Consider the following 21,076-nt stretch of genomic DNA (forward strand, 5'->3'; position numbering starts at 1 on the left):
AATATAAAATTTAGTTTCTTAATTTAAAATATTCTATAACTTTAATAAGTTCATTAGCTTCACTTAGCAGTGATTGTGAAGCTGCAGTTGCTTCTTCCACTAAAGCAGCATTTTTTTGAACAGCACTGTCCATATTGCTGATTGCAATATTAACCTGATCTATCCCTCTTTCCTGTTCCTGTGCTGCCGTATTTATTTTATCCATTACCATAGAAGCATTATCCATCTTCTGCAAAATATCATTAAACATTTCTTTTGATTCTTGTACGCTTTTAGCAGCCAGATTAGCTTTATCATTACTGTCTGTTATCAAAGCTGTAATATTTTTTACAGATTCCTGAGTATTTTGTGCTAAGTTTCTTACCTCGCTTGCCACAACTGCAAATCCTTTACCTTGATCTCCAGCTCTTGCTGCCTCCACTGAAGCATTAAGGGCAAGTATGTTTGTTTGAAAAGCTATATTTTCTATAAGTTTTGTAATGTCCATTATTTTAGTACTTGCTTCATGTACATCATTCATTTTATTAACGCTTTCTTCTATTATAAGCCCCGTATTATTCAAAGCATCTTTAGCATCAGTTACCATGTTTGTACTTTCTGCTACACTCTCTGCAGATTCTTTTATTGCACTAGCCATTTCATTCATAGAGGCAGCAGTTTCTTCCAAACTTGAGGCTTGTGATTCGGTTCTTTGGGATAAATCATTGTTACCCGCCAAAACCTGATTTGCAGCAGTGGAAACTTGCTCTGCAGAGCGTTTTACAGTTGTAACCACCTTATTTAAATTATTTAAAATATTTTCACAGCTTTTAGCTATATCTCCCCATTCATCATTCATATTTAAAAAATCATTATTTATATGGAAAGATATATCACCGTTTGAAATTTTTAGCAGAGATTTAGATAATCTCACTATTATACTTGTAACTTTATGTTTTAGAATAATAGGTACTATAATAGATGCTATTACTATAATTATTAACGATATAATTATCATAACATTTCTCATCATATCACTGTCTTTAAATATATCGCTGTTAGCAGCCATTATTTCAAGTATCCAATACTGACCTTCTGCAATTTCTAAAGGAATAAAGTAGTATGTAGCATAGCCTTTATAATATGTTGTATAATCCTCAAATGATATAGTTTGTCCTTTTGATAAGGTTTCAAATACATTATGATCTTTATATTTGGGGTATATATCGTACATATTTTTTCCTAAATTTTCTGTACTTCCCATATCATACATTAAATTTCCGTAGTGATCAAACAGTAAGCCTTCAGAGTGTTCAAAAGGCTGTATATTCTTCATAGTTTCATTTAATGTCTCTATTTTTATATCAGCAGTTATAACACCTATAGGCTTATTTTGGTACATTATTGGTATAGCCCAAGTATACATTGATACTATATCATTATTACCAAGATTAAATTCATATATGCCAGATAAATATTCTTTTCTTTTTGCTATAGGTTCATTATAGTAGTCGGCATCTATTTCATCTCTGCTCATAGATCTTTCTGTTACAGCATTAGCTGATGACCTTGATATATAGTATGTCTGCTGTCCTTTAGTTAGAGGATAATCATTAGTATAATTAGCATCATTTCCTATAGCATTAGGTTCTAGAGCTATCATAACTCCTATTACAGTATTTGGAAGTATATTAAAGAAATTTTTTGTTACACTTTCATATGTTTTTCTGTCTGTAACACCTGAATTGTACATATTTTCTAATGTATATTTAAGTCCAGTTATTTGATATAAGTCTTCTTTTACAACAGCACTTAATTGATTTCCTTCTCCTTTAGCAACCTCTTCTAAAATTTTGTAAGATAATTTTTCGCTGATATTCTGTACATAAATAATATTGATTATATTTGATATAGCTATCATTATTAATAGCGGTATCAATATAACCAAACTAATCTTGACTTGTAAACTCACTTTCTTAAACATAATATAAACCTTTTATCCTTATTAATTTTTTAATTTAAAATATTCTATAGTTTTTATTAATTCATTAGCTTCGCTTAGTAAAGACTCGGATGCAGATGTAGCTTCGGATACTAAAGCAGCATTTTTTTGAACAGCACTGTCCATATTGCTGATTGCAATATTAACCTGATCTATTCCTCTTTCCTGCTCCTGTGATGCTGTATTTATTTTATCCATTACCATAGAAGCATTATCCATTTTTTCTAATATTTCGCTGAATATTTCCTGAGATTCCTGTACACTATTTGCAGCTAATTTTATTTTGTCATTACTGTCTGTTATTAGAGAAGTAATACTTTTTACAGATTCCTGAGTATTTTGTGCTAGGTTTCTTATTTCGCTTGCAACAACTGCAAAACCTCTTCCCTGATCTCCAGCTCTTGCAGCCTCAACTGATGCATTAAGTGCAAGTATATTAGTTTGAAATGCAATATTTTCTATAAGTTTTGTAATGTCCATTATTTTAGTGCTTGCCTCATAAACATCATTCATTTTATTTACGCTGTCTTCTATTATATCTCCAGCCTTATTTATATATTCTTTTGCATCAGTTACCATACTTGTACTTTGTGCAACTCCTTCTGCTGACTCTTTTATTGCACTGGCCATTTCATTCATAGAAGCAGCAGTCTCTTCCAAACTTGAAGCCTGAGATTCTGTTCTGTCGGATAAATCAGTGTTTCCTGTTAGCACTTCATTTGCAGCAGTAGAAACTTGTTCAGCAGAATGTTTTACTGTTGATACTACCTTGTTTAAATTATTCAAAATATTTTCGCAGCTTTTAGCTATTTCGCCCCATTCATCATTCATATTTAAAAATTTATTTCCTATATGGAAAGATATATCTTCGCTCGATATTTTATGCATATCTTTGGACAAACCTATTATCATACTTGTTACTTTTCTTTTGATTATAATAGGAACTATTACAGCACTTATAATTACTATTAATGCAGATATCATAATCATAATATTTCTTATTGTATTGCTGTCTCTTAATATAACATCATTAGGAGCAGTTAGTTTAAATCCCCAATATCTTCCTTTAGACATTTCTAAAGGTGTAAATGAGTATGTATAATATTTTTTTAATGTTCCGCTGAAATTTTCAAATATTAGACTTTCTCCGCTTTTTATCTTATTATAAACATCATGCTCTTTATAATAAGGATATATACTGTCTAATGATTTATATATATAGTTCACATCGTCACTATCATATACTATATTGCCAGAATTATCAAATAGTGTAACAGTTGTACCTTCAAATGTTTTTATTTTAGAAAGCAAATCATTAACAGAATTGGCCAGTACATCTAAGCCTATGATACCGATAACCTTATTGCTGTTATTTTTAATAGGTATTGCCCAAGTATACAAAATATTTCCAGAAGAAGATTTATATATATCTGTAATATATATATCTGATGTCTTTAAAGCATTTACATAATATTCATTTTGAAATATTGATGCATCTGAATATGATTCGAGCATACTTGTACCGCTTCCTCTTGAGACATTATAGTTGAATCGTCCGTTTGCTTTTGAGTATTTAGGAGAATTAGTATAGTTAGAATCATTATCTAATATATTCGGCTCAAATGCTATATGTATAGAATTAATTCTTTGAGAAAGTTTGGTAAAGAAATTGTATACGGTTGTTTCATAAAAAGTCCTGTTCGTCATTCCGTCGCTGTAAAAACCTTCTATTACTTTTCCAAGTCCTATTGTGTAATAGAGATCATCTTCCATAAATGATTGCAATGTAGCTGTTTCTCCTTTAGAACTTTCCTCCAAAATTTTGTATGATAGTTTTTTACTTGCTTCTTTTACATAAATAACATTAATAGTGTTTGAAATGATAAGCATAATTAGCAAAGGTATTAATATTGATAAGCTAATTTTTATTTGGAGACTAAATTTTTTAATCATAATAAAAATCCTAATATGTAATTGAAAACATTATATATAATTTATTTACATATTTCAATAATAGATATAATTTTATTTTGTTTAAGTGCTATAGATGTTGCCCCATTTTAGTGAAAAAATATGTGTTCCATATAATTTAGATTATCATAAATAAATAAAACATATACAGCAATATAATGCAAATTATAAAAAGATAATGAAACTAAAAAATAGAAAAGTGAGAGTTATAAAATTTAATATTATATATTATTAGGAAAAACAAATTATAAAAACATCTTATGTGTATATAAAAATATGTAATAAAAGCTAAAAATATACTAAAAATTTTTAAGTTTATCAAATTTAGTTTAAAATATAACCTTTCACTTATTCAGATAATACCTACTAACAGTACTTACTGCAATTGTCAAAAAGCGTACACATACAAGTAGGCAATCCTAGCAAATATTAGAATTGAAAAATATAAATTTGAGAAATTTTAATATTTTTTATAATACAAAAGAGTGTCAGAATTTGTCATACCTTAAGATTATAATTAAATTAAAAATTTAAAAGTACATAATCTTATGGAAAAATTAAACAGACAAAATAAAAAATATATTATAAAATATAAATATGTAAAAGGAGAATAATATGGGAATATTCAAAAAATTATTTGAAAAGTTTGATGGTGTGATGATAAGTGATAATTTAGCTGATTTTGATAGTAATAATGATATTGGGTATGATAAAAATAAACGTAAAAAATTAGAATTCCTTAGAAGTGAAAGAGAGTATTACAAAATTGAACTCGAAAAAGAAAAAAATAAACCTAAAAAATCGCTGATTCGTATCTGGGATTTAGAATGTAAATTAGATGAAATTGAAGATCTCATAATTAAAGAACTTAAAAAATAATTCGATTTTATAAAAAAAGAGAATAAATATATTAGTCTTGTTTCAAAACTACTTGATAAACAGTTATTTAAGTTCGTTATTTTATACTAAATTTAATAATATAAGTTGTTAATTTAGTAAATGATTTATATGTTGTATAGATTATTTACTCGAGTATAAAAAATGCAGTTCTTTTGGTTCTTTTATACCAATAAAAGAACTGGGGTTTGGGGCAAAGCCCCACTTATAAAAAACTAAAAACAGTATTATTATCTATTAATTTAGTTTTGAAACAAGTATAGTATATTAAAAATGTATCATTATTTAAATGTTAATTAATTTTGTTTATTTAATTTGTATGCAAAAAAGTGTCAGAATTTGTCATACCTTCAAATTATAATTAAATTAAAAATTTAAAAGGACATAGATCTATGGAAGAATTAAACAGACAAAATAAAAAATATATTATACAAGATAAAAACGATTACTATTATAGCAAACATTCATTAAATTATTTTTTAAAAGAACTTGATAAACTTATAGAGAAAAATAATATAGAAATAGAAGAAGCAGATAAACTCATAATAAATGATCATCATAATTGTTCAGTATATACTTTTATAAGAGTATTAGAAAAATATTTAATAAGAATTAACTTTGAACAGTTTGTGCATCCAGACCAAGAAATACAAAAAGACTTATTGGGCTGGGATTATAAATGTTTATTAGAGAAGGATAAATTTCCAGAGATTTATGAGAAGTATCATAATGATAAATTTCCTATACTAGATGATGAGTTTTCAGAATTGTACGTATATGCAGAGCCTAGCGAAGAAAATGATTTTATTGGAGGCTATGGACTTTTATATCCTTCTTGGTATTATGAATATGATAACGGAGAGTACAGATATTTTATAGAAAAAGAAAGAAAGGAGTATGATGAAGAAGATAAAAAAGAAATGATTTCTGAAAAGTATATAAAGAATGGATATATATATTTTGAAACTAAAGAATTGGTTGATGAGTTTTTTGAAAGCGGAGAAGTTGATTCAAGAAGATGGAATATGGAATGGGGAAGCGAAAATAAGAATGAAGCAATGAAGTATTTTGATGAAAGACTTGATAAATATTTTGATGATGAGTACCAAAGAGAATTGGATAAATACAATATCACAGATAAAGATGACTGTATGAAAAGTTATATTATATACGATGAAGAAGATATTGATTATTATTTTGAAAATAGAGATTTATTTTCATTTCCTTTTTTCATAACAGAATACAATGAATTATTTGAACATTTTTATAAAAAACTTATGAAAGACAGAGAAGAAGTTAATAATTCTATAAATGATGACATAAAAGAGAAATGCGACAGGCTTTTATATGATTATATGTTAGGATACAGTCCTAATCATAGATTTGCTCCTAATAAGGCCTTTTATGTATTAAAAGAATATATCAAAGAAAATTACAAAGATAATTCCAAAGATAATTCCAAAGAGTATATTGATTTGGCTTTAAGGTATATTATGAATTATACAAGGTATTTAGATAGGGATAAACTTATAAAAAGATATTATAAAGGTGATAAGAGATTTTTATATAAGCTGTAATTATTTATACTGATTTATTATTTAAAAACCTGCCGTGAAGCCGTTTTTTGTACCTCTATATAATTAAAAATAATAAAAATATAGGAGCTACACTATAAAAAAATCATACACTTTAGAAGAAATCGAAAATATAATAAACAAAGAGTGTTCTTATGAATCCGATGAATTTGATAATCAATCAGATAATAATGAAAATAAGGAAAATGATGAAGATTATCAAAATAATGATGAGAATGATAATGAAAATATAATTGATAAAGTTATAGAAGTATTAAAAGAGTATATTAAAAAAGATAAAAATAATACAAAAGCTTTAACTTTATTAGGAAGAGCATATTATTCTAATAGAGATAATAAAAAAGCAGAAAAGCTATTTAAAAAAGTTTTGTTAATAAACCCTAATGATGATAAAACATTATACTATACAGCGATCAATTATCTATATAATTTTAGAGGAAATGAAAAATATAATGACGCATTAAAACTTATTAAAAAAGCTATAGAATTAAATGAAAATGATTCAGCATATTGGCATCTTTTAGGATATATTAATCGGGAAAATAAAAATTATTATGCGGCAATAGAGTATGCTGAAAAAGCAGTTAAGTTAAATAAAAGCTATGTTGTTGATGATGGTAATTATATGGAATATTATCTTACTGTGATAGGAGAATCATATTTTAAATTGGGTAAATATGATGAAGCAATAGATATATTCAAAGAAATAATAAAACTTCCTCGTCATGATCAAAGCGATTTTATGTATTTAAGATTATCATATTTTGAGAAAAAAGAATATGATAAGGCAATAGAAAATTATGAGAATGTATTAGAAATTCATCCTTCTTGTGATTATATAGAAAATACCAGTGCAATAAATGCATTAGCTAAATCTTATATGGCTTTAGGAGAGTATCAGAAAGGTATTAATGCATATAAAGAATATATTAAAAAACATGAATGGCGTTGGATAAGATATTTATATAAGAAAGAGATTGAAGACTATAAATATTTAATAGAAGCATTTAATCAGCTTATAGAAGAAGAGCCTAATAATTTTGAATATTATGACGGATTAGAAACTATATATTCTTATGATTTGAATATATGTGATAAAGGAGCTAATGTACTTGAGAAATATTTACTAAATAATACTGATAATATTAACTATCAAGTTTATAAAACTTTGGCTCATTTATATGAAAATATTTACAGATATGATAAAGCTATTGAAATGTATAATAAACTTATAGAAATTAATCATTTTGACAATTATGATTATTGTCGTTTAGCTGATATTTATAAAAAAATTAAAAATTATGATAAGGCTTTGGAGATGTATGAAGAAAATACTTACAGTAATATAATAAAATTATTAGATTTGTATGAAAAACTTTCAAAACATGAGAAAAGAAATTTACTTATTAATGAGTCTATTAATTATTATACTAATAATAATGATTATAAAAAATTATCTGATTTATATATGCATATAGGCGAAAAATATAAGGCTATTGAATATTATAAAAAATATATTAGTTTAGATGATAATAAAAATGATGGATATAATTTTGCAAATATTGCAGAAATTTATGAAAGTTTAGGAGAAAAGGAAAATGCAGAAGAATATTATAAAAAAGCAATAGAGATTTATAAAAATGAAAAAGATAAAAATTATTGGGATTTAGATATGATAGGTGATTTATATAATTCTATAGGTAATAAAAACAAAGCTATTGAAGCATATAAAAAAGCCATAAAACTTGAAATAAAAAGTTCTAATAATATGTACAGAAGGGAAAATATATGGGAGAGAGAAAAGTTTAAAGGTTTTTATTCAAAAGGGATAGGTGATTTATATGTAAAAATAGGCAATAAAAATAAGGCATTAAAATCTTATAAACATGCCGTTTCATTAGATCCTAATCGTGAAGAGTATTATGTTTCTATTGCTGAAGTTTATGATGGTATGAATGAAAAAGACTTGGCAAAAGAATATTATCAAAAGGCTATAGATATTAATAAAAAATATTTTGAAGATCGTCCATACAGATGTGATATTCTAAAATATATTGCTGAATTATATTTAAAAATTGATGATAAAGAAAATGCTAAAGAATGCTATAGAAAAATTTTAGAGATTAACCCTTATGATGATGATGCAGCAGATTATTTAAAAAACTTGAATGATTGATACAAAATATTTTGACAATTATTATTTATATTAGTATAATTATAAACTATATTAAAGTATTGCTTGTTAATTTTTTAATGAGTAATACTTTATAATTTTGATTTTTATTAAAATGATAATAAATAATAGTAAAGGAAATAGTAAAATGGATCAATTTATAGATGTAGTAAACTTTGAAATAGAGGCAGGACATGGAGGAGCAGGAAGCGTAAGTTTCAGACGTGAGGCACATGTACCTATGGGAGGTCCAGACGGAGGCAATGGAGGAGATGGAGGCGATGTTATAGTAAGAGTTGATGCCAGAATAAACAGTTTCGGAAAGATAAAAAGCAGAAAAAGATTCAGAGCAAGAGACGGAGAGCCAGGAAGAGCAAGATTAAGCGATGGTAAAAAAGGCGACGATGTAGTTATAAGAGTGCCTATAGGAACGGTTATCTATGATGAAGATACAAATAATATATTAGCCGATTTACTTGAAGACGGACAAAGCTATACTGTAGCAAGAGGCGGAAAAGGCGGAAAAGGAAATAAATTTTATGCTACTGCTACAAATCAGGCACCAGATTATGCACAGCATGGTTTGGACGGTGAAAAACTCAATATAAGACTTGAAGTAAAATTAATTGCTGATATTGGGCTTGTAGGTATGCCTAATGCAGGAAAATCTAGTTTGCTTGCAAGACTTACAAGAGCCAATCCTAAAATCGCATCATATCCTTTTACTACCTTAACTCCTAATCTTGGGGTATGCTATCTGGATTATGAAAGAAGTTTTGTTATTGCTGATATACCTGGTATTATTGAAGGAGCAAGCGAAGGGGCTGGACTTGGTCTTACTTTTTTAAGACATATTGAAAGAACAGGTGCTTTATGTTTTGTTATAGATTTAACCGATGAAGATGTAGCAGATACTTATAAAAAATTAAGAAATGAATTAAAACAGTACAGTAAAGAATTAATAAAGAAAAAGTCTATTATAGTACTAAACAAAACAGATATGCTTGAAAAAGATGAAATAAAAGAAAAGGTAAAATCTATAGAGAAAGCTGTAAAAAAAGAGTATAAAAACAATAAAGAAACTCATTATGAAGAGCCAGAAATATTTGCTTTGTCTGTATTTAGTTTGGAAGGTGATATGCTTGATAAGGTAATAAATGCATTTTATAAAGCTAATGAAGAGAGATACTATAATACAGCCAAACAAACAAAAGAGCCTTTACTTCTTAATCAGAATAAAGATAAATCAAAACTTAAAACAAAAAGAGTATTCGGACCTGTTATGTCAAAAAGACTGGGTAATTCTTTGGGAATAGATGTTATACCTCATAAGACTTGCAGTTATAACTGTATATACTGTCAATTAGGTTCTGAAGAAAATACTAGAACTTCTCTTCACAATTTTTATTCTGTTGATGAGATAATTTATGAATTAAAAGAGGCCTTGCTTAATAATAAAAATATTGACTATATAACATTTGCAGGTTCTGGAGAGCCTACTTTATATAAAGATTTAAAAAAACTTATTTATGAAATAAAACAGATAACTGATATTCCAGTATGTATTATAACAAATGGTTCTTTACTTTATAAACAGGAAATGCGTTCTGATTTGCTTATGGCCGATTTGGTAATACCTTCTCTTGATGCTGGAAATATTGATACTTTTAAGATAATAGATCAGCCTAATAAAGAAATTGATTTTGATAAAATGGTTAATGGACTTATAGAGTTTAGAAGAGTTTTTAAAGGAGAGTATTGGCTTGAGGTATTTTTACTTAAAGGTATTAATGACAGTAAAGAAGAACTTGGTGATATAATAAAAATAGTAAACAAAATAAAACCAGATAAGGTTCAGCTTGTTACAGCTACTAGAAGAACTGCTAATGAAAAAGCTAAGGCATTGAATGATGAAGAGTTAGAAAAAGTAAAAAAATATTTTAACGCCAACTGCGATATTGAAATAGATGTTCCTAGTGTATCAGATAATGCTAAGGGAAATACTAAAAAAATTACAGAAGAAGATATAATAAATTTTTTAATAAGACAGCCTGATACGGTTCACATGATAGCAATAAGTTTCAATGAAGATGAAAAGAGGGTAAGTGAATTATTAAAAAAATTAACAGAAAGCGGAAAGGTGCGTGAAGAGATAGTTAATGGAGTAGTTTCTTATGCTGTTAATATTTGATATAATTTTTTAAAATACTATTAATTAAATAATACGGATTTTATTATGAACTTTTATGATAATACTTATACATCTAAACGTAATGTAGTTTTTGGAAAGAATATAGTTTCAACAAGCAATATATTGGCTTCAGAGGCTGGAATAGAGATTATAAAAAAAGGCGGTAATGCAATAGATGCGGCAATTGCTTCTGCAGCTGCACTTACAGTTGTTGAACCTACTTCAAACGGACTTGGGGGAGATGCTTTTGCTATAATAAATTTTGAAAATAAAATGTATGCTATTAATGGAAGCGGATTTTCTCTAAAGAATTTGGATGTTGATAAAATACTTTCATATAATTTTGATAAAATGCCTTTATACGGAGTTATTCCAGTAACTGTTGGAGGCATTCCATCAACTTGGGCAGCTCTTATAAAAAAATTCGGTAAGTTAAAACTTATTGATGTGCTTGAACCTGCTATTAGATATGCAAGGGAAGGATATGCTACTCAGCCTCAAGTGACTCTTGATTGGAAAGAGGCTTATAATATGTATTTGAATGCTTCTGATAATTTAAAAAAGGAAGAGTTTAAATATTGGTTTGATACTTTTACTTTTAATGGAAAAACTCCAAATCTTGGAGAGATAGTAAGTCTTCCATATCATGCTAAAACTTTATATGATATAGGAAAAACAGATGCAGAGTGTATTTACAGAGGAGAATATGCTGAAAAAATAGATGCATTCATGAAAAAATACGGTGGGTATTTATCTAAAGAGGATTTGAATGAATATTATCCAGAGTTTGTTACTCCAATAACTACTAATTATAGAGGTTATGATATTTATGAAATTCCTCCAAACGGACATGGTATTACTGTTCTTATGACTTTAAATATATTATCAAATTTTGATTTTAAAAATTTAAGCGAATTAGAAAAAGTGCATTATCAAATAGAGGCTTTGAAATTAGCTTTTACAGACACTAAAAAATATGTAGCCGATATTAACTATATGCAAACTTCTATAGAAGAAATGCTTTCAAAAGAGTATGCTAAACAAAGAGCTTCACTTATAAATAAAGATAAATCATTAGAGCCTATAAATCATATATTCTCATCAGGGGACACTGTATATTTAGCAGCTTCTGACAGTTACGGCAATATGGTTTCATACATACAAAGTAATTATACGGCTTTCGGTTCTGGTATAGTAATTCCAGAAACTGGCATAGCTTTGCAAAACAGAGGTGCTAACTTTTCATTAGATCCTAATTCTGATAATTTTATAGCAGCTCATAAAAAGCCTTATCACACTATAATACCAGCCTTTATATGCAAAGATTCAAAACCTTATGGGGCTTTAGGTGTAATGGGAGCTTTTATGCAGCCTCAGGGACATGTTCAGGTTATAAGTAATTTAATAGATTATGATTTAAATCCGCAGTCAGCTTTAGATAAACCTAGATGGCAGTGGGTGGGAGATAAAAATATAGAATTAGAATATAATTTTGATAATAATATCTATAAAGAACTTTCATCACTTGGACATAATATAACAAAAAAAGATTATATTACATACTTTGGATATTTCGGACGCGGACAGGTTATATTAAAAAATGATAATGATGTTTATTTTGCAGGCTGTGATGGAAGGACTGATTCAGCTATATCTGTTTGCTAGATTAAATTTAAAAAAGTAAAAAAATAACAAGCCTTTAAATAAATTAAAGACTTGCTAAAAGATTTTATATTTTAGGGACATTATTTCTTATCTGGGAAAATTACCCCTTTTTTGAGTATAATATTTGCATATATTTCAAGTTCGCTTGTGGCAACAATAGCATAAACATTTTTGCATCTGTCATAATATGCAAATCTTTCCAAATATTCATAATTTACTTTTTGATGTTTTGCTATTATATCTTTGTATTTAGCCCATACATCAGGTTCTCTGCCAAAATCAGCATTAGGCTGCATTAATACAACAGGACTTTCTACAAAAGTATCCAAAGGAAATAAAGGCATAATAGCTTTCAAAACAGTAGGTATATCTATTCCGTCAAGTCTTATAATTTTTTTTACATTATAATCATGAGAAGGAAAATTACCGTCAGCAAATAATATTTCACTGCCATGTCCCATTTCACATAATACTTTTAATAGTTCTGGTGAAACAACAGGATCTATTCCTTTTAACATATTACAATTCCTTAAAATTATTTTTACAAAAGCCCCATTTAATATTATAGTACTAAATGGGACTTAAGAAAAATTATTATTACCTAGTTACTTTTCCAAATAAAGGTCCGAAATGTTTGCAGGCTCTAAAGTCAGCACCTTCAGTATCTTTTGTACCAAATGCTTTCCAAGCTTTAGGTCTGAATATTCTATCTTCACTTACATTATGCATGCTTACAGGTATACGAAGCATAGAAGCCAATGTGATTAAATCAGCACCTATATGACCATAAGCAGCAGCACAGTGATTAGCACCCCAATCATTCATAACGGAATAAACATCTTTGAAAGAGTCTTTTCCAGTAAGTATAGGAGCAAACCAAGTAGTAGGCCAAGTAGAATCAGTTCTTTTGTTAATAGGGTCAAATATACTGTCGTCAATATTAACAGCATAACCTTCAGCTATTTGAAGTACAGGTCCAAAACCTTTAACTAAATTAAGTCTGATTATAGTCATAGGCATTTCACCTTTAGTTAAGAAAGTAGAAGAGAATCCGCCTCCTCTAAAGTATTCTCTGTTAGCAGGTGAGAAATGAGTTGCATCAAGACATTTTTTAGCTTCTTCTTCAGTAATGTTCCAGTATTCTTTTAAAGCAGGATTTCCATTAACTTTCTGCTCTCCAGTCCAGTCTAATGAAGCAGCACCAGAGTTTATCAAGTGAATGATACCATCTTTAGCTTTTCCAGTAAGTTCTTTACCAGTAACTCTTTTAACAGCTTCAGGACTCCAATAAGTTCTAACATCAGCGAATAACTGAGATCTGCTTGTTAAAAGGTGTGCAAACAACATAGAAAGACCATTCAAAGAGTCATTTTCAGTAGCAACAACATAAGGTTCTCTTATACCGTTCCAATCAAAAGATGAATTAAGAATAGCTTCAGCAAAGTCTCCATTAGGCATAAAGTCAGTCCAATGTCTTTGTCCTTGGAAACCGCCAACTATGGCATTATGACCTTGAGCTTCTTCTATATATCCCATTTCGGCTAATTTAGGATTTCCTACCATCAAATCACGCATAATCATAGCCATTTTAATTGAAGTAGCCCATTCTTTTTCTTTTTGTTCATCAGTGGCTTTTACTTTATTGTTGTCAGAGCCGAATTTACATTGTTTAGCCCATTCCCATGCTTTTTTGAACTCTTCTTTATCGTATATTTCTAGTTCTAATCTTCTTTTGATTTCGCTCATATCTACGAATTCAGTTCTCATTCCTAAATAGTCAAGTAAGAATTCAGCATCAACCATAGAACCCATAATACCCATAGCAACATAGCCCATACTTACATAAGATTGATCTTTCATAGTAGCAACAGCAAGACCAGCTCTTACAAATCTAAGTATTTTTTCTCTAACATCTTCAGGTATATTTTCATCTCCTGCGTCCTGAACATCTTTACCATATATAGAGAAAACTGGTAAACCTAATTGAGTATGTCCAGCATCAGCAGCAGCTAAATAAACAGCACCAGGTCTTTCAGTACCGTTAAATCCCCAAATTGCTTTAGGTATAGCTGGAGTCATATCGATAGTTTCAGAACCATAACACCAGCAAGGTGTAACAGTAAGAGTTAGTTTAACATTGTTTTCGTCAAATTTTTTCTGACATCTTGCAGCTTCAGCAACACCTCCGATAGTAGTATCAGCGATTACACATTCAACTTTTTCGCCGCTAGGGTGTTTAATATTTTCTTCTATAAGTTTTGCGGCTATTTTTGCCATGTTCATAGTGGTATCTTCAAGGGATTCTCTAACCCCATTTCTTCTTCCATCTATAACAGGTCTTATACCAACTTTTGGTAAATTATTTTGCATTCTAAACATAATTGTTATAATTCCTCCTTATTCAAATTATTCATATAATAATTTTGCTATTTCAGGATCGTCTATATTAGTTTTATCATACCATTTAGCACCAGTATCTATATTAGAAACAGATTCACCTTTAGAAGCTTTATATGCTAAAGTAACAGCTTGGAAACCAATGCTGTAAGGGTCTTGTGTAACAGAACCTTGTATTATTCCGCTTCTTATAGCATCTAACTGAGGTTTTCCAGAGTCAAATCCCATAACAACCAAATCTCCGCCGTCTTGAGCATCGCCAACTATAGTGTTAGCAGCACCTGCTTCAGCACTTTTATATACTACTAAGAAACCTCTTGCCATAGCTTCATTAGACAAATATATTCCTAAAACACTTTTACCTCTTAAAGCATTAACTTCATTAGCTATATCAGCTTCATTTTGAGTAGTAGGAACTATAACTTGTAAAGTGTATTTACCTGCAGTAGCAGCGTCTCCATCAGCTAATTCAGTAAATCTTTTTACAAAACCTTCAGCTCTTCCTATACCAGTATCAGAGTTATCTAATTGAAGTACAGCTATTTTAGCTTTATTAGCAGAAGTGAATGCAGCTATTCTTGTTTTTAAAGCTTCAAACATTTTATCAGCAACTATAGCAGCAGCAGCTCTGTTGTCAGTAGAAGCAGTAGCAAGTACAGCACCTTGAGCTTGGTCTGGTAATATACCAGAATCAAAACCTATTAAAGGTATGTTTTTTTCTTTTATTCTTTTAATTTGTTCAGTGAAATCTCCTGTTACAGCAGCAAAAGCTATAGCATCTGGGTTTTTATTGATTTCACTATCCAACAAATCCTGCTGTATTTTTGAGTCAGATTCTGTTTCAGGACCAACAAAACTTATTTTTACTCCATTTTGTTTAGCAGCAGCTTCTGCACCGTCTCTAACAGTTACCCAAAACTTGTGCTGGAATCCTTTAGATACAACAGCTATATACGGATCTTTGTTTCCGCAGCTTGATAACATAACTGTTAATCCTATTAAAGTAGTAGCTAGTAATAAAATTTTTTTCATTTTATTCTCCTTTATTATTTTGTTTTATTTTAATTTTTTCTTTTCTTCTATTAAACTATTAATTTTAGATTGTACTTCTGATATTTCTTTAGAATAGTCTTTAGTATTATCAGATATCATATAATCTATTTTTATTCTGAAAGATTCTATTTCTTCTTCCAACTGATCCATTTTCTCTTTTTTTACATCTACTTTTTTAACTTTATTAGACATTTTTATTCTATAAACGTCTATAAGTACAGCTATAATAACTACTATACCTATAGTAAAGTATTGGAAGAATTGTTCTACGCCTACAGAAGGAAGTCCTACTTTTAATACAGACATTATATATACACCTATTATTGTACCTATTATAGAGCCAACGCCTCCTGAAAGAGATGTACCTCCTATAACTACACCTGCAATTGCATCAAATTCATAACCTTGACCTGCACCTGGACTTATACTAGAATAACTAGCAGCAAAAGCTAAACCTCCTATACCGCAGAAGAATCCAGCTATTGTATATGCTATTATTTTCCATTTGTTAGTTTTTATACCAGAAAGTCTTGCTGCCTCTTCATTGCTTCCTAAAGCGAATATATATCTGCCAACTATAGTTTTAGTTAATACAATTACAGATATTATAGTAAATATGGCAAGCATTATAAAACCAGATGGGAAATTAGATTCAGTTGCATTAAATAATACTCTAAACCAGCCATACTGAGGATCTGTTATAGTAGGGTAGTATATAGTCTGAGATTTTGAAACTATACCTGACAAACCTTTAGTAACCATAAGCATACCCAAAGTAGCAATAAATGGAGGCAAATTAAAATATGAAATTAAAAAACCATTTATAAATCCGCCTAAAGTGGCAACAGCTATAACTATAATAAGTACAGCCCACATAGGAGTTTGAAAATTAGTTATCATTACACCGCCTACCATAGCAGCAAATAATGAAAGCGAGCCTATAGACAAATCAATACCGCCCGTAATTATAACAAATGTTACTCCAATAGCTAAAAAACCTATAAAATATGAGTTTCTTAATATCAAAGAAAATGTATCAAAAGTGAAGAAATTTCTTCCAGCTATAACAAAAAATACATACAAAATAAGAAGAGCAACAATTGTTAAAAATTTTTGAAGCCCGTTCTTTCTCAAATAAATTAATATATTTCTTGTCCTTCTTCTCATTTTAGCTTTGAAACATAGCTTTCCAGTAAAAGTATTGTTTTCGATATTGTACATATGATTTACTCCATTTTATTTTATTTTTATTATAGTTATTAGTCTATCTCATAGTTGCATATTTCATAATATCATCTTGAGTAGTTCCTTTTATATCCAATTCTCCTGTTTTTTTACCTTCAGACATAACGAGTATTCTGTCGCTCATTCTAAGTATTTCAACTAAATCAGATGAAATCATTATTATAGATTTACCCATAGATACCAAATGTTCCATAAGATTGTATATTTCACTTCTGGCACCTACATCTATTCCTCTGGTTGGTTCATCAAATATTAATACTTTGCATTCTTTTATGAGCCAATTTGCTATTACTACTTTCTGCTGATTACCTCCTGATAAGTTTTTAACTAATTGATTGATAGAAGGGGTTTTTATATTTAATGATTTTACTTCCTGTTCTGAAATATCTCTTACTTTGGCATTCTGTACCATAAGCATATTAGAAAACTTATCGTAATTTCCCATCATCATATTTTCAAATACTGGAAGCCCTAATGCCAAACCGTATCTTTTTCTGTCTTCTGAAAGATAACCTATACCGCTTTTTATAGCATCTACAGGGGATTTTATTGAAACTTCTTTATCTTCAACAAATATTTTTCCGCTTTCAAATTTATCAGCACCAAAAATAGCCCTTGCTGTTTCTGTTCTTCCAGCTCCCATAAGACCTGCAAACCCTAAAATTTCACCTTGTTTTAAAGAAAAACTTACATCTTTAACTACGCCAGGAACAACTAAATTTTCTACTCTTAATATTTCTTTTGCATCTTTTGATACTTTGCTTTCAGTTTTAGGTGTTTCATATATAACACGTCCAACCATTAAATTTACTATTTCATCTTTATTAGTATCTTTTGTAATTTTTGTGTCTATATATTCGCCGTCTCTTATAACTGTTATTCTGTCAGATAATATAAATAATTCATCTAATCTATGAGATATGTATACTATAGAAACACCTGAAACCTGTAAATCTTTTATAATTCTAAAAAGTTCTTTGGTTTCAGATTCTGTCAATGCCGCAGTAGGTTCATCAAGTATTAATATTTTTGAGTTATGAGTTAATGCTTTAGCTATTTCTACTAATTGTTGTTTTCCCACGGTAAGAGAGCCTATTTTTGCAGAAGGATTAATATCTACATTCATGCCATCAAATATTTTTTTTGCTCTTTTTATCATTAATTTATCATCTATGAGTCCGAATTTATTTAATGGTTCATGACCTATAAAAATATTTTGTGCTACAGTTAAATGATTCATTAAATTTAGTTCCTGATGCACTATCGATATACCATTTTCTTCTGCTTCTTTAGGACTTGATACTTCTAATGGTTTACCGAAATATTCTATACTGCCTGCATCTTTTTTATATATTCCAGATAAAATTTTCATAAGTGTAGATTTTCCAGCACCATTTTCCCCTATCAAAGCTAATATTTCACCTTGAATTAAAGAGAAATTAAAGTTTTTTAATGCATATACTCCTTTAAATCTCTTTTCTATTCCAGTCATTTTTAAAATTACGTTATCACTCATAGAATAATCTAATCCTTAAGTTAAAATTTTTCATATGATTATATGATAGTAAAAAAAAATGCTATAATCAACATTGAAATGTTTTTTTTATATAAAAAAATTATTTTATTTTATTTTTTTTAAATTTTTATTTTTTTGTTTAGAAAAATGTTTTATTATTAAAAAAATAAACATTTTTTGTTGAATATGAAACAAAAATATATTATATTATAACTATATTAATATAAATGGTGCAGTTATATGACTAATAATAAATTTTATTCTATAGCCTGTGATTTTGGATCATCAGGTGGAAAAATTTTTCTTTCAAAATTTGAGAATGATAAAATGACACTAGAAGAAGTGCATAGATTCTCATTAACACCTATAAAAATTAATAATTATTATTATACAGATTTTATATATATGTATAATGAGCTTTTAAAAGGCATAAAAAAAGTTGCTGATATGGGAGTGCAGCCTTCATCTTTGGGTATAAACTCTTGGGGTGTAGATTATGCTTATATAGATAAAAATGGAGAGCTTTTATCTAATCCTATAAACTATAGAGATACAAGAACTATAAATACAATAAAAAAACTTGAAAAAATAGGTTTGAATGCTAAAAAATTATATAGTATAACAGGTATATCATGCATGCCTTTTAACAGCATAATGCAGATATATGAGGATATAGAAGGAAGAGCTGATATAGTTAATAATGCAAAAACATTATTATTTACACCAGATTTATTCTGTTATTTTTTGACTGGAAATATTTCCTCTGAATATACTATATCTTCTACTTCTCAGCTTATAGATATTAATAAAAAGAAATGGTCTTCAGAAATTTTAGAAGCAATTAATTTTGATATTAATAAATTACCAGTTTTAATTGAAGCGGGAAGTAAAAAAGGCTTATTAAAACAAGAAATAGCAGATTATTTGGGCTTAAAACCTTTTGATATTATTGCAGCAGCATCGCATGATACAGCATCTGCAGTATTATCAGCACCGATTTTTAATAATACTTCAGCTTATTTGTCTTCAGGATCATGGTCTCTTCTTGGTGTAGAATTGAAAGAGCCTATACTTACAGATGAAGCTTTTGAAAATGGTTTTACAAATGAAATGGGCTACAATAATACTATAAGATTCTTAGAAAATATTAATGGACTTTGGACTATACAGCTTTTGCAGAAGAAATATCAAATCTCATTTAATGATATGGAAAAACTTGCAAGAGATAATATTAAAGATGAACATAGAATAGATATTACAGACAACAGATTTTATAATCCTAAAGATATAGAAGATGAAATATTAAATTATTATAAAGATACTAATCAGTCAGATGTTTCAAAAGATTCAAAAGGTATTATTATAGCTTCTGTATATAATTCTTTGGCGGATAGTTATGCTAAATATATTAACAGTCTTAAAAAAATATTAAATAAGGATATTGATACTTTATGTATTGTAGGAGGCGGTACGAGAGATAAGCTAATATGTGAGCTTACTAAAGAAAAAACTAATTTAAATGTTTATGTTGGACCTATAGAATGTACTGCTGCTGGAAATATATTAGCTCAGTTCAAATCTTTGGGAATATTAAAAGATACTGAAGAGATGAGAAAATTAATTGTAAATAGTTTTGAAATAAAAAAAATATAATAGCATTATTTTAATTTAAGGAGAAAAAATGTCTAGTTCTGATAGAAAAGATTTATCTAAAAAGATAATAGATGCTTGTTTGAGCATGAGAAGAGACGGAGTTAATCAGGGTACAGCTGGAAATATAAGTATAAGATTTAAAAACGGAATGCTTATTACCCCATCTGGTATGCCTTATGAGATTATGACTCCTGATGATATTGTTTTTGTTGATGATGACGGAAAACCTGAAAAGGATAAAATTCCTTCAAGCGAATGGAGATTTCATTTATCGATTCTTAAAGATAATCCTAATTTCAATGCTGTAATACACAATCATGCTATATATTCATCTACAGTTTCAATTTTAAATGTAGATTATATACCAGCAATTCATTATATGGTTGGAGTTGCAGGCGGAAATAAAATACCTTGTGCTAAATATGCTACTTATGGTACTCAGGAGCTATGCGATAATATATCTGAAGCTATGAAAGGTTATAAGGCTTGTATATTAAAAAATCATGGTTTGGTAGCTGCTGATGAAACTTTGGAAAAGGCATATCATGTTATGATGGAAGTTGAAAACTTAGCTAGATTATATATTGGAGTAAGGGGCATAGGTGATTTTTCTATTTTGCCGGACAGTGAAATGGAAGTTGTTTTAGAAAAATTTAAAAATTACGGACTTAATGTAAAACATAAAAATAAAAAGTAAATTAAATCTTCTTAATTATAAAAAATAAAAAAGAAGAATAAT

Annotated in this window: 14 protein-coding genes; 7 read left to right on the plus strand and 7 right to left on the minus strand. The window is 28.6% G+C overall.

Translation table 11 applies throughout. The annotated features are described in order from the left end of the window. Positions 1-10: 10 nt before the first annotated feature. Positions 11-1,963, minus strand: a complete 1,953-nt coding sequence (locus F811_RS0112440; protein ID WP_026364451.1) for a methyl-accepting chemotaxis protein — start codon at positions 1,961-1,963, stop codon at positions 11-13. 21 nt (positions 1,964-1,984) lie between these two features. After that, positions 1,985-3,934 (minus strand): methyl-accepting chemotaxis protein, encoded by a 1,950-nt coding sequence (locus F811_RS0112445; protein WP_020005566.1) that lies wholly within the window; start codon positions 3,932-3,934, stop codon positions 1,985-1,987. 633 nt (positions 3,935-4,567) lie between these two features. Here F811_RS0112445 and F811_RS0112450 point away from each other — a divergent pair. The 5 genes from F811_RS0112450 (at position 4,568) to F811_RS0112470 (ending at position 12,473) form a co-directional block, all read left to right on the plus strand. Next, on the plus strand, positions 4,568-4,831 hold the full coding sequence (locus tag F811_RS0112450; RefSeq protein ID WP_020005567.1) for a hypothetical protein: 264 nt from the start codon (positions 4,568-4,570) through the stop codon (positions 4,829-4,831). A gap of 410 nt (positions 4,832-5,241) precedes the next feature. Then, positions 5,242-6,426: a hypothetical protein gene (locus tag F811_RS0112455; RefSeq protein WP_020005568.1), complete on the plus strand. Its 1,185-nt coding sequence runs from the start codon at positions 5,242-5,244 to the stop codon at positions 6,424-6,426. Positions 6,427-6,559: 133 nt separating this feature from the next. Further along, positions 6,560-8,620, plus strand: coding sequence for a tetratricopeptide repeat protein (locus tag F811_RS0112460; RefSeq protein ID WP_245555869.1), 2,061 nt, complete (start codon positions 6,560-6,562; stop codon positions 8,618-8,620). A 145-nt stretch (positions 8,621-8,765) separates the two neighbouring features. Beyond that, positions 8,766-10,808, plus strand: coding sequence for a GTPase ObgE (gene obgE, locus F811_RS0112465; protein ID WP_020005570.1), 2,043 nt, complete (start codon positions 8,766-8,768; stop codon positions 10,806-10,808). Between the two features lie 45 nt (positions 10,809-10,853). After that, complete coding sequence (locus F811_RS0112470) at positions 10,854-12,473, plus strand: gamma-glutamyltransferase family protein (protein ID WP_020005571.1); 1,620 nt, start codon at positions 10,854-10,856, stop codon at positions 12,471-12,473. Positions 12,474-12,553: 80 nt separating this feature from the next. Here the strand turns inward: F811_RS0112470 and F811_RS0112475 are convergent, their stop codons facing one another. The 5 genes from F811_RS0112475 to F811_RS0112495 form a co-directional block, all read right to left on the minus strand. Then, positions 12,554-12,991, minus strand: a complete 438-nt coding sequence (locus tag F811_RS0112475) for an RbsD/FucU family protein (RefSeq protein ID WP_008726000.1) — start codon at positions 12,989-12,991, stop codon at positions 12,554-12,556. A gap of 79 nt (positions 12,992-13,070) precedes the next feature. Then, entirely contained in the window at positions 13,071-14,852 is a 1,782-nt protein-coding gene (locus F811_RS0112480) for an L-fucose isomerase (protein WP_020005572.1), read from the minus strand. Between the two features lie 27 nt (positions 14,853-14,879). Then, a complete protein-coding gene (locus F811_RS0112485) occupies positions 14,880-15,902 on the minus strand; it encodes an ABC transporter substrate-binding protein (protein ID WP_020005573.1) in 1,023 nt (340 codons plus the stop codon). A gap of 24 nt (positions 15,903-15,926) precedes the next feature. After that, a complete protein-coding gene (locus F811_RS0112490; protein ID WP_020005574.1) occupies positions 15,927-17,144 on the minus strand; it encodes an ABC transporter permease subunit in 1,218 nt (405 codons plus the stop codon). A gap of 43 nt (positions 17,145-17,187) precedes the next feature. Further along, on the minus strand, positions 17,188-18,684 hold the full coding sequence (locus F811_RS0112495; protein ID WP_020005575.1) for a sugar ABC transporter ATP-binding protein: 1,497 nt from the start codon (positions 18,682-18,684) through the stop codon (positions 17,188-17,190). A gap of 240 nt (positions 18,685-18,924) precedes the next feature. Between F811_RS0112495 and F811_RS0112500 the strand changes: the two genes are divergently transcribed. Both F811_RS0112500 and F811_RS0112505 read left to right on the plus strand, forming a co-directional pair. Then, positions 18,925-20,337 carry a rhamnulokinase gene (locus F811_RS0112500; RefSeq protein ID WP_020005576.1) on the plus strand — a complete coding sequence of 471 codons (1,413 nt, stop codon included), beginning with the start codon at positions 18,925-18,927 and terminating at the stop codon, positions 20,335-20,337. 28 nt (positions 20,338-20,365) lie between these two features. After that, the gene (locus F811_RS0112505) at positions 20,366-21,034 is read left to right on the plus strand and encodes an L-fuculose-phosphate aldolase (RefSeq protein ID WP_020005577.1); all 669 of its coding nucleotides are present in this window, start codon (positions 20,366-20,368) and stop codon (positions 21,032-21,034) included. The last annotated feature ends 42 nt before the right edge of the window (positions 21,035-21,076 follow it).

This window comes from Brachyspira innocens ATCC 29796 (assembly GCF_000384655.1).
Taxonomy (GTDB): Bacteria; Spirochaetota; Brachyspiria; order Brachyspirales; family Brachyspiraceae; genus Brachyspira; species Brachyspira innocens.

Bases quoted from the DNA above. Each gene is read 5' to 3' on its own strand.
- F811_RS0112475 (WP_008726000.1), bottom strand. From the start codon at position 12,991: ATGTTAAAAGGAATAGATCCTGTTGTTTCACCAGAACTATTAAAAGTA.
- F811_RS0112455 (WP_020005568.1), top strand. From the start codon at position 5,242: ATGGAAGAATTAAACAGACAAAATAAAAAATATATTATACAAGATAAA.
- F811_RS0112485 (WP_020005573.1), bottom strand. From the start codon at position 15,902: ATGAAAAAAATTTTATTACTAGCTACTACTTTAATAGGATTAACAGTT.
- F811_RS0112505 (WP_020005577.1), top strand. From the start codon at position 20,366: ATGTCTAGTTCTGATAGAAAAGATTTATCTAAAAAGATAATAGATGCT.
- F811_RS0112480 (WP_020005572.1), bottom strand. From the start codon at position 14,852: ATGTTTAGAATGCAAAATAATTTACCAAAAGTTGGTATAAGACCTGTT.
- F811_RS0112500 (WP_020005576.1), top strand. From the start codon at position 18,925: ATGACTAATAATAAATTTTATTCTATAGCCTGTGATTTTGGATCATCA.
- F811_RS0112445 (WP_020005566.1), bottom strand. From the start codon at position 3,934: ATGATTAAAAAATTTAGTCTCCAAATAAAAATTAGCTTATCAATATTA.
- obgE (WP_020005570.1), top strand. From the start codon at position 8,766: ATGGATCAATTTATAGATGTAGTAAACTTTGAAATAGAGGCAGGACAT.
- F811_RS0112490 (WP_020005574.1), bottom strand. From the start codon at position 17,144: ATGTACAATATCGAAAACAATACTTTTACTGGAAAGCTATGTTTCAAA.
- F811_RS0112450 (WP_020005567.1), top strand. From the start codon at position 4,568: ATGGGAATATTCAAAAAATTATTTGAAAAGTTTGATGGTGTGATGATA.
- F811_RS0112495 (WP_020005575.1), bottom strand. From the start codon at position 18,684: ATGAGTGATAACGTAATTTTAAAAATGACTGGAATAGAAAAGAGATTT.
- F811_RS0112470 (WP_020005571.1), top strand. From the start codon at position 10,854: ATGAACTTTTATGATAATACTTATACATCTAAACGTAATGTAGTTTTT.
- F811_RS0112440 (WP_026364451.1), bottom strand. From the start codon at position 1,963: ATGTTTAAGAAAGTGAGTTTACAAGTCAAGATTAGTTTGGTTATATTG.